The organism is Amycolatopsis echigonensis (assembly GCF_002846615.1).
Classification (GTDB): Bacteria; Actinomycetota; Actinomycetes; order Mycobacteriales; family Pseudonocardiaceae; genus Amycolatopsis; species Amycolatopsis echigonensis.
The window spans coordinates 2,407,992-2,422,291 of record NZ_PJMY01000003.1 but is presented as its reverse complement, the minus strand read 5'-3'; the positions used below and the strand labels follow the sequence as shown (position 1 = coordinate 2,422,291).

Sequence of the window (14,300 nt, the reverse complement as noted above, 5' to 3'; positions counted from 1 at the left end):
AAAGGAAAGCCTTATGAAACACCATAAACCGCCTGACGCGGTGATGCCGGTGCGCGCGGCGACGTTCCCCGACGGGCCGGATTCGGTGCTGCTCAACCCTGATATCCCGCAGGCGCGGTGGCGTGGTGAGCGTGTCCGTGCGGGACTGCGTCCGCGGATTGTCCTCACCGGACTGGCCGGGGCCGCCCTGGCGGCGCTTGCGGCGGCGTCCGGCAGCGGGTTCGCAGCGGTCTTCGCACTGGGTGCCGGAGGTCTCGCATTGGGCGTGAGCCTGTTCGCCGGCTGGTACAGCGCTGCCCGCGTGCTCGCCGACCACCGCCACGGCCGGGGCAGCCCGTGTCGGCTAGATCGCGTGCGGGGCGAGTTTTTCTTCCGCAGCCGCGATTTCACCGACCTCGGCACCGCCAGCTACGCGGTGCGGACCCTGATCGCAGGGGTGGGCGAACTGCACTGCGGCCCGGCCCGGGCGTGGATCGACCCGGGTGTGCCGCGTGAGGTGCATCGGGTGGCGTGGCAGGCGTTGTGCTGCCTGGACCGCACGCGCGCCGCCCGCGACCTGGCTCACGAACTCGCCGACGATCCCGATTCCGCGGTCGGCGAGCTGGCTGCCGCGGCACGCGAGGCGGTCACGGTGATCGACGACGCCCTGGACGAGATCGTCCGGCACGTGCACGGCTGCCTCGTGCTGACCCGCGCCTGGGAGGCGAAACTGCGGCACGGCGAACTCGCGGTCCGCACCGACCACATCCTCGCCGCTTTGCCCGGCGACGCCGAAGTCCGGCGGCTGTCCGAGGCCGCGGAAGCGTTGCCGCAGAACGTGTTCGCCTACATCACCGCCGCCCGCGACATCACCGGCACGGGAGCGTTCCCGTGGAAACGGCCGCCCTCGTCGTGGTCGCGACTGCTCCGCATCCTGCCCCGCGGGCTCAGCCGCGGCGCAGGATCCGGGACGGCACCGGCGCGGCGAGTCCAGTCAGGAGAGGGGCTGTCGTGACCGGGCGCGCGCCGAAGGCAACGACGGTCCGGTGGCGGCGGTGGTGGGCCGCTGAGCGCGGCTCGGTGACGGCCGAGGCCGTGCTGGTGACACCGCTGCTGGTGATGCTGCTGGTGTTCCTGGCCGTGGTGGTGCATCGCGGCGTTGACGCCCGGTTGCGGCTCGACGACGCCGCACACCAGGCCGCTCGCGCGGCCACCCTGCAACGCAGCCCCACGGCCGCCACCACCGCGGCCCGCGACACCGCCAGCGCCGCGCTCGCGCAGGCCGGGCTGGTCTGCCGGGGCGTCACCACCACGATGTCCGGCTCGCTTGTGCCCGCTGGGGCGGTGACCGTGCGGGTGCGGTGCACCGTCGACTTCGGTCAGGCGCTGCTGCTCGGCGTGCCCGGCGGGAAAACCCTGGAATCGACCGCCAGCGAGGTCGTCGACACCTACCGGTCCTGGCGCCAGCCGGGGGGTGCTTGATGGTCGGCTCAGCGCGCGAGCCAGTGCCCCGGGACGCAGGCGCGGAGCTGGGCACCGGTCAACGTCCGATGCTCGAGCAACCCCGTGGCGACGCGGCCGATCTCGGTCCAGTGCCGGTCGATCAGGTCCCCCGCGATGCCCGCCCACAAGTCAGGTCGCCGAGCGGCGAGTCCGTAGGCGCGGCGGGCTTCGGCGATCACGGCGAGGTCGTCGTGCCCGCCGTGCAGGTAGGCGTCGAGGCGGACGTCGTCGTCGGTCACGTCGTCCTCGCGGAGTCGTTCGGCCGCGCCGGTGGTGTCGAGGACATAGCGTGCCTGGGCGAGCGGTCCAGCGTGGGCGACGACCGCCAGCGCGGACAGATCGACCCGACGAGGCCGGACCGCGGTGAACCCGGCCCGTCCGGCGGTGCGGGGCCGCAGCGTGACGTAGCGCAGCGACCGGCCCTGCAACAGGTAGACGACCGCGTGTCCGGCCTCGTGCCAGGCGGTCAGGCAGTCCTCACTCGCACAGGGCGATTCCTGCGTCTCGGGCGCGGTCACGCGGCCCATTCTGCTCACCCCGTCGGCCCGTCGCGCACCGGCGTTCCCCGGTGGTGGCGTGCTGAGGAAGGCCGGGTGACCGCCTTCGTGCTCGCGCTGCTGCTCGGGCTGCTCGCCCTGACCGGCCTGAGCCTGGACGGCGGCCTCGCCCTGGCGAGCAAGGTCCGCTCCGGCGGGCAGGCCGAGTCCGCCGCCCGCGCCGGCGCTCAAGCGCTCGACCTCGCCGCATACCGCGCCAGCGGCGTGGTTCGGCTCGATTCGGCGCGGGCCCGGGACCTGGCGCAGCGGTACCTGGCCAGCGTCGGTGCCACCGGCACGGTGCAGGTGGCCGGGGACACGGTGACGGTCGAGGTCACCGCCACGTATCGACCCCAGCTGCTGTCGCTGGTCGGGATCGACGACATCCATACCCACGGGCGGGGTGCCGCCCACCCGCAGCGCGGTGTCAGCGGCATCGAGCCCTGACCACGGCTGCGCCATCACGGAAGGAGAAACGGCATGGTCACCTCGGAAGAAGAGATCGCCCGCCGACTTCAGGAACGAGACTCCGAACGCAGCGCGCGCCGCGCCCAGGTGGCCACCACCGTGGGCGAGCTGGCCCGCCGGCACGCCGAGCTCGCCGGGCAGCTCGCCGACCTCGAACGCGAGCTCGGCGAGGTCCTGACCGCGGCGGGCGAGGTAATCGACGTGCCCGAGCTGGCCCAGGTCACCGACGTCCCAGTCGACGACCTCACCCGCTGGCGCGACCAGGCCGCCAAGCCCGCCCGCGGCGGCAAGCGCAAGCGCCCGAGCGCGAAGAAGAACGACGCTCCCGGCAAGGGCACTCAGGCCGCCACCGCGACGCGTGCCACACGTCCCGTGGCACCGGCATCGGCGGCACCTGCACCTGAGTCCGTGGCCGACGGGGTAGCGGTCGGCGCGGCGAGCAGCTGATGGTGCCGTTGCCCCGGGCGAGGATTGCGCGCGTCGTGCGGCTGCTGGGCCGTGTGGCGCGCGGCCTGCTCGCGGTCATCCTGCTGGCCGCGCTCGTGGCTGGTCTTCCCGTAGCGCTGATCTGCGGCGTGGGATGGCCCTTGCCCGACCATTTGCCGAACCTGGACGAGATCGGGTCGGTGTTGATGGCGCCGATGTCGACACGTTTTCTGCTCGACGTGCTCGCCTGCCTGGCCTGGCTGATCTGGCTCGTGTTCGTCCTCGACGTCGTGGCCTGTGCGGTCGAGGTCGCCCGGGGTGCCCGGTGGCCGGAACTGCGACGGCAGACGGGTCCGGTGCGGCGCGTCGCGGCCGTGCTCGTCGGCGCCCTGCTGGTCGCCGTCCTGGGCCGCACCGCCACCGCCGCACCCGCTGCCCCCGCCGAGGCCGGGCGGCCCGTCGGCCACGCCCCGGTAGTCGCGACCGCGCCCGCCTGGACGACGGCGGTCGCCAGCGAGCACACCGGCACCCCGCAGTCCCGAACCCAGCCCGCGGCCGAGCCCGGAACCGAGCGGGTCCGGCCACCGGAGGGTGGAGTGCACGACTCGCTGTGGCGGATCGCGCAACGCTGTCTGGGCGACGGGGACCGGTGGCCGGAGATCTGGGCGCTCAACGAGGGCAGCCCCCAGCCCGGCGGACGCGTGCTGACCAACCCGCACCTGATTCACCCCGGCGACACCCTCCGCCTCCCCGCGACCAGCCCACCGCCTACCCCGCCTGCTTCACCACCGGCACCCCCGGAACCGACGCCCACGAGCCCAGCTCCTGCCGCCGAACCAGCACCGCCGGCGCCGAGCACGACCACGCCACCTCCCTTCACGCCACCTTTCTCGGAGCCCGCCCCGGCCACTGCGGATCCCGCCGCCGATACGGCGGCCGACGAACCCGCTGGGGGCGCGGTGACCTGGGGCAGTGGCGAGGTGTTCGTCAGCCTGGGCCTGGCGGCGGCGGTCAGTGCCCTGCTTGTGCTCGCGCGACGGCGACGCCACGCGCGCTACCGGCCCGGCAGCGGCCAGCGTGACGACGACCTGCCCGTCGCGCCCGTGGTGTACCAGCTGCGCCTGGCCCATCTACGCGCCCAGCATCACGACGAAGACATCGAACTGGAGGCCGAGACCGACGAGCCGGGCGACACCGCGGCCGACGACCCGGCCACGCACGAGGACCAGTCTGAACCCGTCCGCTCCGGCGCGGCATCGCGATCGAGGCGCGCGGAAACCGGGACCGAGGGCCAGGTGCGGGTGCTCACGCCGCGCGTCCGGCGAGTGATCGGCGCCGCCACGACCCCCGGCACCGACGGCGGACCGGCGGAGCCGCCGTCAGTCGTGGATATCGCTCTCGACCCGACCGCGCCCGGTGCTGGCGGCGAGACCGTCAACGCCGACGCGGGCAAAGGGACGCAGGTCGCGTTCGACCAGGCTCGCGTGCATGGCCTCGGCCTGGTTGGGCCTGGCGGCTACGCCGCGGCCCGCGCCCTGCTGCTCACTCTCCTTACCGCCACGCCCGACGGCGGATCGGTGCCGAGGGTGTTCGTGCCCGCTGCCGATCTGGCCCGGCTGCTCGGCGTGCCGGGGCCCGTCACGGGCCTGCCGGACACGGTCACCGTCGTGGCCGACCTGGACACCGCACTGACCGCCCTCGACGCCCCGCAACCGTCCCGGCCCGCCGTCCTGATCGCGACGCCGCCCCGCGAGCCGGACCAGCAGGCGCGGTTGCAGCAGCTGCTCGACAACAACGGTCAGCACGGCCTCACCGCGCTGCTGCTCGGCCAATGGCGTCCCGGGGTGACCGCCTACGTCACCGCCGGCGGGATCATCTCCGCGACCGACCCCGGCCTCGGCGAACCCCTGCGCGGCACCTGCGCCTTCACCCTGCCCGAGACCGCCACCCGCGACCTGCTGGCCTTCTTGCGCACCGCGCAGCCCCGCGACGACACCAGTGGCGTCAGCGACGCCGCCGAACCTCAAGGCCACGCCCCTGCGCCGCGCCAAGCGCCGACGCCACCAGAGGAGGGTGCTCCTTCCCCTCTGGAGCACACCGGAGACGGCCCTGATCGTCTGGAAATCACTTCGGGTCCACCCATACCGGAACCGGCTCCCGCCGAGGCCAGCGGCGAACCCGACAGCGAACCGCGCCCGCTGCCGCCACGGACGGCAGATACGGGCCTGGGGAAGCCCGCACCGCTGGTGTTGACGGTGTTCGGCGCCCCAGCTCTGCACTGGCGGCCCGATCCCGCCCGATCCGAGGACACCCGCGACCTGTCCGGCGAATTGAGCAGCCGCCCGGTCGAACTGCTGGTGTATCTCGCGGTCCATCCCGGAGGGGTGTCCCGGGACGGGATCGTCGACGCCCTGTGGCCCGACGAGCCGCCCCGCAATCCCGCCAGCGTGCTGCGCACCGTGCTCTCCCGGATTCGCCGCGCCCTTGACAGCGCCACCGGCCGCGCCGTCGGCGAGCTGGTGGTGGCCGAGCACGGCCAGTACCGGCTCGACCCCGCGGTGGTGGAGGTGGACTACTGGGGCTTCGCCGAGGCGGTTACCGCACGCCGCACCGCCACCACGTCCGAGCGGCGGACCGACGCCTACGAGGCGATCGTGACGCACTATGGCGGACCGCTGGCCGAGGGCCTGGAGGCGGAGTGGCTCGTCGCCGCCCGGGAAGCGACCCGCCGCGACGCCCTCGACGCCGTGGCCGCGCTCGCCCGCGCCCGGGTCGCCGACGACCCCGACTACACCCTGGACCTGCTGGAGACCGCGCGGGCATTCGATCCGCACAACGAGTTGCTCTACCGCGACATCATGCGCCTGCAGCACGCCCTCGGCCGGCACGACGCGATCTCCCGCACCCTGACCCTCCTGCGGACCCGGCTGGGCGAAGTCGACGCCAAGCCCACCGCAGACACCGTCGACCTCGCCCAGCGGCTACGCGCCCGCGACACCGGCATACCGGTCGGCGACTTCTCGCGATCCACGGCGCCATGAATGAGCGCACCGACGGTTCTCGATAACACCTCGCCGAAACGGAAATCGAGGCACGATTCTCGTGCGATCGAGGCAATTGCGCGGAACAGCGAAATACCTCGATTTCGCGCCGCGATCCCGTTCGCGCCGATGCTAGCGTCGACCGTAGTAGCACCATCGTCGAGGCCGAAGAAAAAGAATCCCGTGGACGCGACTCTGTATTCCACGACAATGCCGACACTGTTACTCGTCGAGTGTTGTGCGCGGCTGCCGCGTACCGCGAATACGGTCCGGCGCCCCATGCGTGGCCAGGATGTGCAGTGCGATTCCAGCACCCCTGGCGCCGAGCGCCACGTCCTCGCCCGGCTAGCCGGTGCCACACTCGCAGACCGAGGCGACGCGGACGGTGATTGCCAACCGTGGGGCCGCCGACCCGGCCTATCAGCCTCGTCCTCCGGTATCCGACTAAGGTGGATCCCCCCGTGTCAAGCGTTCTCGCAGCTCACACCCCCTGCAAGGGGATCCACCGGTGTCCCAGACTCGCTTGACACCAAGCAGGTAAGCACATCAGGCCCGGCGGCGGTGTCACGCACCTTCGTCGTCGTTCCGCCTGTGCTCACCACTGCACTTCACTCACCTTATCCACTTCTCACTTCTCTTTTTCATTTCTTTAAAAGAACTGCTTTTGTCCGCGGCCTTATCTGTGGCCGGCGCGCCCATTCTGAACCGACCGGAAGTGACCTGACCTGCACAAACATTTACGGGAAATGCGCGCCGCTCGCGTCGAAAGATAGCCAAAATTCCCCGAAATTGACCCGGAAAAACTATTGCGTGGCGTCCGGGGTCGAGTTACGTTTGTTGTGTCACCGGGAAAACCGGAAACCACAACAAACCACCGCCCCGGGTGCGAACCATTCCCCGGGAAGCCGGAAAATCAGCAATTCACGAACGGGGACCGCTATGTGCTACGCCGACACCGCCACCAACGCCGACGGCACCGCCACCGCGTTTTGCTACTGCGGGTGGCAGCAAGAACACGCAACCCCCGACGCCGCCGACCACGCCGCCGAAACCCACCAGCGCGACGCCGACGCCGCCGAAGCCGAATTCGCGGCCACCCACTGACCCCGCAAACCACGCACAACCCAACCAACCGAAAGGGCACACCGTGAACCACAACGCCAACGACCCGCGCACCGTGTACGTAATCGACCCCACCGCCGACCCCGGGCCACTGCCGGAAATCGTGGTGCGCCGTTTCGTGGAAAACGGGTGCACGGTCACGGGTGTGGTGATCGACCCCGCCGACGCGCAACAAATGTTGTACGGCGTGGTCACCCGCCCCGACGGAACACTCGCCGGAACCTACTACCCCGCCGACACCGTGCGCGGCGACCACTGGCGAGTCGTGACCGCCGACGGCACGCACTACCACGCCGCCAGCGAATACAACGCGGTCGACGCACTGATCAACGGGCTCGCCAGCAACTGAAAATCACGCGACGGCAGGGAAAACCGCCATGGCACGCACGGACACGGCACGCGCCAACGGGAACGACCACCACGAAACCGGAACCGTGGAATGCGGTAGCTGTTCCCGCCCGCTGGAAATCACTCGCCAGCAATGGGAACGGTGGGCGTGCCTGCCGTGCCCGTGCGGTTCCGCCGCCGACCTTGAATTCGCCCGCCGCCACTGCGAATGGGACGACACCACCCGGTAACGGGATCACCGTGCCCGCACCGGTCCCACCCCGCCCGACCGAACCACGCGAAAGGACCCGACACCATGACCACGCCAGCCACGACTCCGGCCACGGGCAGCACGCCCGCCGCCCCGGGCGCGGCCAACCGACTGCGCAACGGCGAACTCCGCCGCATGGTGGCCGAACAACTCGCCCACGACCCCACCACCGCACTCACCCCCGGCGCCATCGCGACCAAACTCGGCGGGAAGTCCTCCGGCGCGGTCGGGAACGCACTGGCGACACTGGAATCACGAGGGGAAGCCGAAAAGATCGGCACCAACCCGGTCACCTACCGCGCGACCGACAAAACCGCCGACGCCGCCAAAGCCGCTACCGTCACACCGCGCGGGACCACCGCCACCCCCGCGCCGTCGAAACCCGCCACGCCCCCCGCCACGCCCGCCCTGGTGACCGGTCCCGTACGCCGCCCGAACGGGCAGATGTACCACCCGCGCAAGCTGTCCGGGCTGTCCGACGTGACCGCGCTACGGCGGTTGCGCGAGGCGAACGTGTCCGCGCTCATGTACGGCCCGCCCGGTACCGGGAAAACCTCGGTGGTGGAGGCAGCGTTCGACGACCTCGTGACCATTCAGGGCGATAGCGACACCGTGACCGATGATTTCGTGGGGTCCTACACCCAAACCCCGGACGGCCGTTACGAATTCGCCTACGGCCCGCTGGTGACCGCGATGCGCGAAGGGCGCGCGTTGTTCATTGACGACGCCACGCTCATACCGCCGACCGTGCTCGCGGTGGTGTACCCCGCGATGGACGGACGCCGCCAAATCATCATCAAAACCCACAAAAACGAGGTAGTCGACGCCGAGGACGGGTTCTACGTCGTGGCCGGACACAACCCCGGGGTTCACGGCGCCGTGCTGACCGACGCGCTCTCGTCGCGGTTTTCCGCACAGATTCACGTGTCCACCGACTACGACCTCGCCACCCAGCTCAAGATCGACGAGAAAGCGGTGCGCGTGGCGCGGAATTTGTCCGCACGGCAGGAAAAGGGAGAGATCGGGTGGGCGCCGCAGTTGCGTGAGCTGATCGCGTTCAACCGGATCGCCGACGTACTCGGCACCACCGCCGCCGCTGGAAACCTGGTCGGCATCGCACCGGAGGAGGACCGGGACGTGGTCGCCGACGTGGTGCGCAACGTGTTCGGCGCCAACGTCGCCCCGCTGTCCCTCGGGTCACAGTTCTAACGCGACCCCCACCGCATCCGCGCGACTGTCCGGAAAGGACACACCCCATGAGCACCCATGTAGCAGCACCCGCCGCCACACCCACCGCCATTTTCCCCACCACCCCCGGGTGGCTGACCCTGTCCGCCGCATTCGGCGACGAGGTCCCCGCAATCGCCGACCGTGACGACCTCGTGGTGACCGTCGCGCCCGGGGCGGGGCACGGTGCCCCCGCGTGCTTTTTCCCCGACCTGTACACCATCGAGGTCGACGGGTCCCACGTGGACAGCGGGGTCGACCCCGCCACCGTCGCCCCGCACCGGGTCGGGGACCGCAAGCGCTACCGCACCGCGTGGGGACTGCTCACCCACGAATGCGCGCATGCCAAACACTCGGTCTGGCGTGCACCCGACGACGCACCGCCCGGGGCAGCAGCGGCGGCGACCCTGCTGGAAGAGTCCCGCATCGAAGCGGCACACATCCGACGCCGCCCGGGTGACCGGTACTGGCTGCGCGCCAGCGCCACCAACCTCATTCTCGCCGACACGCAAGCGAACAACCCCGCCACCGCCCCGAAAATGACCACCCACGACGCCGCCCGGTCCGCCGCGCTGCTGCTGGCACGGGTGGACGGGGGAATCCTCAACCGCCGCGAAACCACCCCGGTCGCCCGCGTCGTCAAACAACTCCTCGACGCCGACACCCTCGACACTCTGCGCGAGATCTGGCGCGAGGCACACCGCACCGCCGACGACGACGCCGACGCGATGATCGACCTCGGGCGCCGCTGGTGCGAGGCGCTGGGAACCGACCCGAACGAACCGCCCCCCGAACCCGGGGACGACGACGGCGACGACGGCGACGACGGGCAGAACGGCAACGGCACCCCGTCACCACTGGCGAAAGCGGTCGCCAGCGCGGCGGCGGCGGTCAGCCGCGCCGTAGCCGCCGACCCCGCACCCACCGACCCCGTGACCCAGAAACTCAACGCCGCCGCCGACGAGGACGAGGCACAGCAGAACGCGCAACGCAACGCGCGCGCCGTCTTCAACGGTGGCCCCGGAAAGCCGCCCCCCTACGGCACCACCACCCGGGGCACCCGGGCGCCGCGCCCGTCCGAACGCACCGCCGCGCGCCAACTAGCCCGCTCCCTCACGACCGCCGGAGTCCGTGACCGCACGGTCACGAAAACCCGTTCGGTAGTGCCCCCGGGGCGGTTGCGGATGCGGGGAGCGATGACCGCCGACGCGCAACGCGCGGCGGGCGCGATCCCCACCGCCGAACCGTTCACCCGCACCACCCGCGCGACCGTGCCCGCCCCGCCACTACGGATCGGCATCGCGTGCGACGTGTCCGGGTCCATGGACGCCTTCGCCGCACCGGTCGCCTCGGCGGCATGGATCCTCGCCGACGCCGCCCGCCACACCGCCGTACCCGCCACCACCGCCACCGTGATCTTCGGCTACCACGTGCGCCCGATCACCCACCCCGGTGTCACCCCGGCACGGGTGACCGAATTCGACACCAACGACGGCGAGCACCACATCGACACCGCGATCGGCGCACTCGACGGCGCGCTTAACCTGTCCCGCCCCGACGCCGCCCGCCTGCTGGTGATCATTTCCGACGGATGCTTCGAAGACGACACGAAGATCCCGGGGCAGAAGATGCTCGACCGGTTGCGCGCCAGCGGTTGCGCCGTGCTGTGGCTGGAACCCAACGACTTCGGCAACGAACCGATGAACGGCGCCACCGTGCACACCCTGACCGACCCCACCACCACCGCCCGCGCCATCGGGCAGGCAGCCACCGCCGCCCTGCGCGCCACCCGCTGAACCATCCCACCGCCCGGGGGCGGGCACCCCCGCCCCCGGGCGAACAAAACCGACGACCACAACGGAAAGAAGCGCCGAACCATGACAACCACGCACACCACGCCGCCCGCTTCCGCAGAGCCCATCGTCAATCAGCACGGCGACACGATCGCGCTGCTGCACTGGCGAGACAACGGCGACGGCACCGACTACGCGCCCATCGACAACGGCACGATCGTCCGCCACCGCGACGGCACCGTAACCGTGCGATGCCAGGACCCCATCGGAACCGTGCGGCGCTACCCGATGCCGGACACGGTAACCGCGTTCTACGCGCTCGGACTGTCCGCGCACCGGTGCAACGGAATCAACTTATGGAACGAACTCGCGAACATGCCGGGCCTCGCTGGTCGCGACTAAAACACGGCCCACCACCAAAGAGCGACCAAGCATCACCGACCCGGAAGGCCAATCCCATGCAGTTCTTCTTTCGCGATGACGCTCCCGAGGACGCCAGGAAATACCAAGAATTCTTCAAAAACATCACCTGGGCTTGCGACCTGTTTCGGTGTCCAACCCCCGAAGACACCGTCGAGACGGACGAACTTGTGCCCAGCGGGGTGCACTACAAGGTGCGCTGCGCTTCCGGACACGTCACCAACGGCATCCCACCCGCACGGTTCCGCAACACCACGGCCACGCCATGGCTCGACTAGCAGGAATGCCCAAACCCCACCGCCGCAACGGAAAGAAGCGCCGACCATGACCGCCACGCACACCACGCCAACCGACCCGACCGTGCCACCCGACGCGGTGACCTTCGTGCCCGCATCACCGGGAACGGTGCCACTACGCAACCCCGCCGGTGCGTGGGCGCTCGTGGTCACGAGCGTGCGGCTCGGCCTTCCTGACCACGACTACCCGACCGATCCCGCGCACACCGACACCGCCGAAATGTTCGCCGGAGTGTGGCTGCCCGCACCGCCGCCCGCCCACGTGCACCGAGGCGACGTCGTGGTGCGACTGACTCCGCCCGCCGACAACGACCCCGCACGGGTGGACGTCGAGGTACTCGCCGCCGCCCCAGGCGAATGGCACACGGTCGCCACGTTCGCCGCGCTGGACACACGGTGGCCGCACCACGTCGCCACCACGGTGACCACGTGGATGCGGGCCCTCGCCGACCGCGCGGAACAGGAGCTGGCCGTGTGGGTGTTCGCCTCGTCGATCTTCGGAAAGAACTCGCCTCCGCGGGGCCCTCGCCCGCCCGGACTCGCCGATGCAGCACAGGTAGACCCGGACGCACCCGACGCGCTCGCCGACCTAATCCGCGCGGGCGAGCTCGCCATCGGCGACGAGCTGGTGTGGAACGACCACACCGCAACCATCGGCCCGCACGGGGAGCTGGTGCACCACACCGGACCGGAGGAGCTTCGCATCTCCACCGTTTCCGCGCTGGCGACCAGCCTCGCCACCCCCACCACCGTCAACGGCTGGCACCTGTGGCGCCGCGCCCGCGACGGACGCCCGCTCGCGCGGCTGCGCGCGGACCTCGCCACCGCGTGAGCACGCGCACCCGAACCCGCACCGGAGGAGGAACCGTTCACCATGACCACGACGACACCCACCGACGCGCCCGCGTCGTTGACCGCCCGCGCGATCACCACCGCCCGCCGCCACCGCGACACCGCCCCGCGCGAATTCGCCGACCGCCACACCTTCCGGCTGCAATGGGACCGCCGCGCGATCACCGCCGCCCACATCGCCGCCGCCCTCGACGTCGGCATCGACACGGTGATCGTGCGCGATGACCCCGACCGCCACCACGGCATCGGAACCCATATCACTCCGGGCGACCTCATCGAGGTCACCAACGAGGGCAGCAGCTGGTACTTCATCCAGGACCTGACCGGGTTCGACCCGTTATGGGGCTGGCTGCTGCTCGGCCCGTGCCCGCACTGCGAGGCACCCCGGGTCCCGGTCGCGCGAGTCGCCGGCCTCGCCGACCTCGGCGCGCACCTCGACCCCGAGTCCGAACACCACGGCACCGACGACGCGCCCGTGGAATTCCACGGCGACCCCGGCCACCACCCGCACTGCCCGCACGCGACGGACGCCTAGCGGGTCCGACCGTCCACACGGGACGACGAAAGGGGACATCCCGTGACCGCCATGCCCGATTACCACCGTGGCCGCAGGTGTGGCTGGGACGACTACCGCGCGGGCCTCGACTACGCGCCGGAACCCGCCTCCCCGCACTGGAGCTCCGGTTACGCCGACGGATGGTTCGACGCCGCCGACGCCGCGACCGCCACCCACGGCCACGCCCTGGCCTGCCAGCTCGCCTGGAACGACGGCGTCGCCGCCCACGAGCGCCGCCAACCCTCAACCAACCCTACGAGCGACTAGGAAGCCCCATCATGGCAACGAAAACGACCACAACGGCACCCGACACCGCCCACGACACCGAACCCAATGCGGCGCCGCCGCGCGTCACGAAGTACGACCGGGTCGCCCTCGACGCGATCCACATCGCCGCCGCGCTACCGGGCAAGTGGACCGTCGGGCGTGGCCGCAATCCCGGCGAGGTCGCGGATCTTCTGTGCCTGAGCACCGGGATCCGCATCGGTTTGCACCCGTGGGATCGGCGCGCGTGGGGGTATCACCTGGTACCAGGCGACGTGCCGCGACGGCTCTGGGACGTGTTCGTGTGGCCACGCGAACACGACGAGGACGCCCATCCCGGCTTCGCCGTCGGCACCGCGCCCGCCGAGGTCGCCACCTACATCCACGAGCACCTCATCCCGCGCTACCACCAGGCACTCGCGCGCGCCGAAACCGACAAACGCGAGCGCGACCAAGCGCGCGCACGCGGGCACGCCGCCCGCGACGAGCTCGCGTCCCAGCTGTTCCACGAACTCACCTCCACATTCCGCCGCGAGGAGCCGCGCAGGATCGCGCCCGTGTCGGTCACGTACATGGAGTTCAGCGACGTCATGCGCATCGAGCTGACCCTGCCGGTCGAGGAGGCGATCGCCCGCGCACCCGCCCTCGCCCGCGCCCTCGGTGCACGGGTCGACCACACCACCGCACCGCCCACCGCCGACGACACCCGTGTGAAGGAGCGCCCCCGATGAACACCGCCGCCGAGACTCTCTCCGGACGCGCCGCTGATGCGTTCGACCGGGCCCGCCGTCAGGATCCCGGCTTCGACACTCGCCCGTGCGACGTCCAGCGCGCCATCACCCGCCGTCGGCTGGTCCGGGATGTGACCGACGTGTTCGGGGTCCCGTGCGCGGCGGTGACGGTCACCGACGACCCGGACCGGGAACACGGCGGGTGGCGCTGGTATCGCGTGACCATCACCGATCACGGCACCGAGTACCGGTTCACCTCCTTCGGCGGCACGGTCGACGACCTGCGGGCCCTCGCGCCGTGCCCGGAGTGCGCCGGCGAGGTGCCGCGGGCCGAGGTCACCGATCTCGCCTCCCTCGGCCGCCTCCTCGACGCGCGCACCAGCGGTCACCCCGTGCCTGTGCCGCTGGGTTTCGGATCCGACGTCGGACACCAGCCTCACTGCCCGAACTCCGAGGGCACCTGACCGCCCAACCCACAGACCCCACAA

Annotated in this window: 18 protein-coding genes; 17 read left to right on the top strand and 1 reads right to left on the bottom strand. The window is 71.0% G+C overall.

The window, feature by feature from the left end; translation table 11 throughout:
- The first annotated feature begins 13 nt into the window (after nucleotides 1–13).
- Entirely contained in the window at nucleotides 14–994 is a 981-nt protein-coding gene (locus ATK30_RS16165; RefSeq protein WP_183126913.1) for a hypothetical protein, read from the top strand.
- On the top strand, nucleotides 991–1,461 hold the full coding sequence (locus tag ATK30_RS16160; protein WP_101436291.1) for a TadE/TadG family type IV pilus assembly protein: 471 nt from the start codon (nucleotides 991–993) through the stop codon (nucleotides 1,459–1,461). Before ATK30_RS16165 ends, ATK30_RS16160 begins: the two co-directional genes overlap by 4 nt.
- A gap of 8 nt (nucleotides 1,462–1,469) precedes the next feature.
- On the opposite strand, the gene ATK30_RS16155 is transcribed toward ATK30_RS16160, so the two are convergent.
- Complete coding sequence (locus tag ATK30_RS16155; protein WP_143271387.1) at nucleotides 1,470–2,000, bottom strand: hypothetical protein; 531 nt, start codon at nucleotides 1,998–2,000, stop codon at nucleotides 1,470–1,472.
- A 75-nt stretch (nucleotides 2,001–2,075) separates the two neighbouring features.
- On the opposite strand from ATK30_RS16155, the gene ATK30_RS16150 reads away from it, so the two are divergent.
- The 15 genes from ATK30_RS16150 (at nucleotide 2,076) to ATK30_RS16085 (ending at nucleotide 14,276) form a co-directional block, all read left to right on the top strand.
- A complete protein-coding gene (locus ATK30_RS16150) occupies nucleotides 2,076–2,465 on the top strand; it encodes a hypothetical protein (RefSeq protein ID WP_101436289.1) in 390 nt (129 codons plus the stop codon).
- Nucleotides 2,466–2,498: 33 nt separating this feature from the next.
- A complete protein-coding gene (locus ATK30_RS16145) occupies nucleotides 2,499–2,933 on the top strand; it encodes a hypothetical protein (protein WP_101436288.1) in 435 nt (144 codons plus the stop codon).
- Nucleotides 2,933–5,953: a BTAD domain-containing putative transcriptional regulator gene (locus tag ATK30_RS16140; RefSeq protein WP_101436287.1), complete on the top strand. Its 3,021-nt coding sequence runs from the start codon at nucleotides 2,933–2,935 to the stop codon at nucleotides 5,951–5,953. The genes ATK30_RS16145 and ATK30_RS16140 overlap by 1 nt, the downstream gene beginning before the upstream one ends.
- Before the next feature lie 939 nt (nucleotides 5,954–6,892).
- A complete protein-coding gene (locus ATK30_RS45350) occupies nucleotides 6,893–7,057 on the top strand; it encodes a hypothetical protein (RefSeq protein WP_167441927.1) in 165 nt (54 codons plus the stop codon).
- 43 nt (nucleotides 7,058–7,100) lie between these two features.
- On the top strand, nucleotides 7,101–7,424 hold the full coding sequence (locus ATK30_RS16135) for a hypothetical protein (RefSeq protein ID WP_167441926.1): 324 nt from the start codon (nucleotides 7,101–7,103) through the stop codon (nucleotides 7,422–7,424).
- A 28-nt stretch (nucleotides 7,425–7,452) separates the two neighbouring features.
- The gene (locus ATK30_RS16130) at nucleotides 7,453–7,653 is read left to right on the top strand and encodes a hypothetical protein (RefSeq protein ID WP_101436286.1); all 201 of its coding nucleotides are present in this window, start codon (nucleotides 7,453–7,455) and stop codon (nucleotides 7,651–7,653) included.
- Nucleotides 7,654–7,718: 65 nt separating this feature from the next.
- Nucleotides 7,719–8,882, top strand: coding sequence for an AAA family ATPase (locus ATK30_RS16125; protein WP_101436285.1), 1,164 nt, complete (start codon nucleotides 7,719–7,721; stop codon nucleotides 8,880–8,882).
- Between the two features lie 47 nt (nucleotides 8,883–8,929).
- Nucleotides 8,930–10,696: a VWA domain-containing protein gene (locus tag ATK30_RS16120; protein ID WP_101436284.1), complete on the top strand. Its 1,767-nt coding sequence runs from the start codon at nucleotides 8,930–8,932 to the stop codon at nucleotides 10,694–10,696.
- Between the two features lie 81 nt (nucleotides 10,697–10,777).
- Nucleotides 10,778–11,095: a hypothetical protein gene (locus tag ATK30_RS16115; RefSeq protein WP_101436283.1), complete on the top strand. Its 318-nt coding sequence runs from the start codon at nucleotides 10,778–10,780 to the stop codon at nucleotides 11,093–11,095.
- A 56-nt stretch (nucleotides 11,096–11,151) separates the two neighbouring features.
- Nucleotides 11,152–11,391 carry a hypothetical protein gene (locus ATK30_RS16110; protein WP_101436282.1) on the top strand — a complete coding sequence of 80 codons (240 nt, stop codon included), beginning with the start codon at nucleotides 11,152–11,154 and terminating at the stop codon, nucleotides 11,389–11,391.
- Nucleotides 11,392–11,437: 46 nt separating this feature from the next.
- Nucleotides 11,438–12,241 (top strand): hypothetical protein, encoded by an 804-nt coding sequence (locus ATK30_RS16105; RefSeq protein ID WP_101436281.1) that lies wholly within the window; start codon nucleotides 11,438–11,440, stop codon nucleotides 12,239–12,241.
- 42 nt (nucleotides 12,242–12,283) lie between these two features.
- Nucleotides 12,284–12,796, top strand: coding sequence for a hypothetical protein (locus tag ATK30_RS16100; RefSeq protein WP_101436280.1), 513 nt, complete (start codon nucleotides 12,284–12,286; stop codon nucleotides 12,794–12,796).
- A 42-nt stretch (nucleotides 12,797–12,838) separates the two neighbouring features.
- Entirely contained in the window at nucleotides 12,839–13,084 is a 246-nt protein-coding gene (locus ATK30_RS16095; RefSeq protein WP_101436279.1) for a hypothetical protein, read from the top strand.
- An 11-nt stretch (nucleotides 13,085–13,095) separates the two neighbouring features.
- Nucleotides 13,096–13,812 carry a hypothetical protein gene (locus ATK30_RS16090; protein ID WP_101436278.1) on the top strand — a complete coding sequence of 239 codons (717 nt, stop codon included), beginning with the start codon at nucleotides 13,096–13,098 and terminating at the stop codon, nucleotides 13,810–13,812.
- The gene (locus ATK30_RS16085; RefSeq protein ID WP_101436277.1) at nucleotides 13,809–14,276 is read left to right on the top strand and encodes a hypothetical protein; all 468 of its coding nucleotides are present in this window, start codon (nucleotides 13,809–13,811) and stop codon (nucleotides 14,274–14,276) included. The genes ATK30_RS16090 and ATK30_RS16085 overlap by 4 nt, the downstream gene beginning before the upstream one ends.
- The last annotated feature ends 24 nt before the right edge of the window (nucleotides 14,277–14,300 follow it).

Coding starts and splice junctions, on each gene's coding strand:
- ATK30_RS16165 (WP_183126913.1), top strand. CDS start 14: ATGAAACACCATAAACCGCCTGACGCGGTGATGCCGGTGCGCGCGGCG.
- ATK30_RS45350 (WP_167441927.1), top strand. CDS start 6,893: ATGTGCTACGCCGACACCGCCACCAACGCCGACGGCACCGCCACCGCG.
- ATK30_RS16105 (WP_101436281.1), top strand. CDS start 11,438: ATGACCGCCACGCACACCACGCCAACCGACCCGACCGTGCCACCCGAC.
- ATK30_RS16120 (WP_101436284.1), top strand. CDS start 8,930: ATGAGCACCCATGTAGCAGCACCCGCCGCCACACCCACCGCCATTTTC.
- ATK30_RS16085 (WP_101436277.1), top strand. CDS start 13,809: ATGAACACCGCCGCCGAGACTCTCTCCGGACGCGCCGCTGATGCGTTC.
- ATK30_RS16110 (WP_101436282.1), top strand. CDS start 11,152: ATGCAGTTCTTCTTTCGCGATGACGCTCCCGAGGACGCCAGGAAATAC.
- ATK30_RS16100 (WP_101436280.1), top strand. CDS start 12,284: ATGACCACGACGACACCCACCGACGCGCCCGCGTCGTTGACCGCCCGC.
- ATK30_RS16140 (WP_101436287.1), top strand. CDS start 2,933: ATGGTGCCGTTGCCCCGGGCGAGGATTGCGCGCGTCGTGCGGCTGCTG.
- ATK30_RS16130 (WP_101436286.1), top strand. CDS start 7,453: ATGGCACGCACGGACACGGCACGCGCCAACGGGAACGACCACCACGAA.
- ATK30_RS16115 (WP_101436283.1), top strand. CDS start 10,778: ATGACAACCACGCACACCACGCCGCCCGCTTCCGCAGAGCCCATCGTC.
- ATK30_RS16145 (WP_101436288.1), top strand. CDS start 2,499: ATGGTCACCTCGGAAGAAGAGATCGCCCGCCGACTTCAGGAACGAGAC.
- ATK30_RS16125 (WP_101436285.1), top strand. CDS start 7,719: ATGACCACGCCAGCCACGACTCCGGCCACGGGCAGCACGCCCGCCGCC.
- ATK30_RS16090 (WP_101436278.1), top strand. CDS start 13,096: ATGGCAACGAAAACGACCACAACGGCACCCGACACCGCCCACGACACC.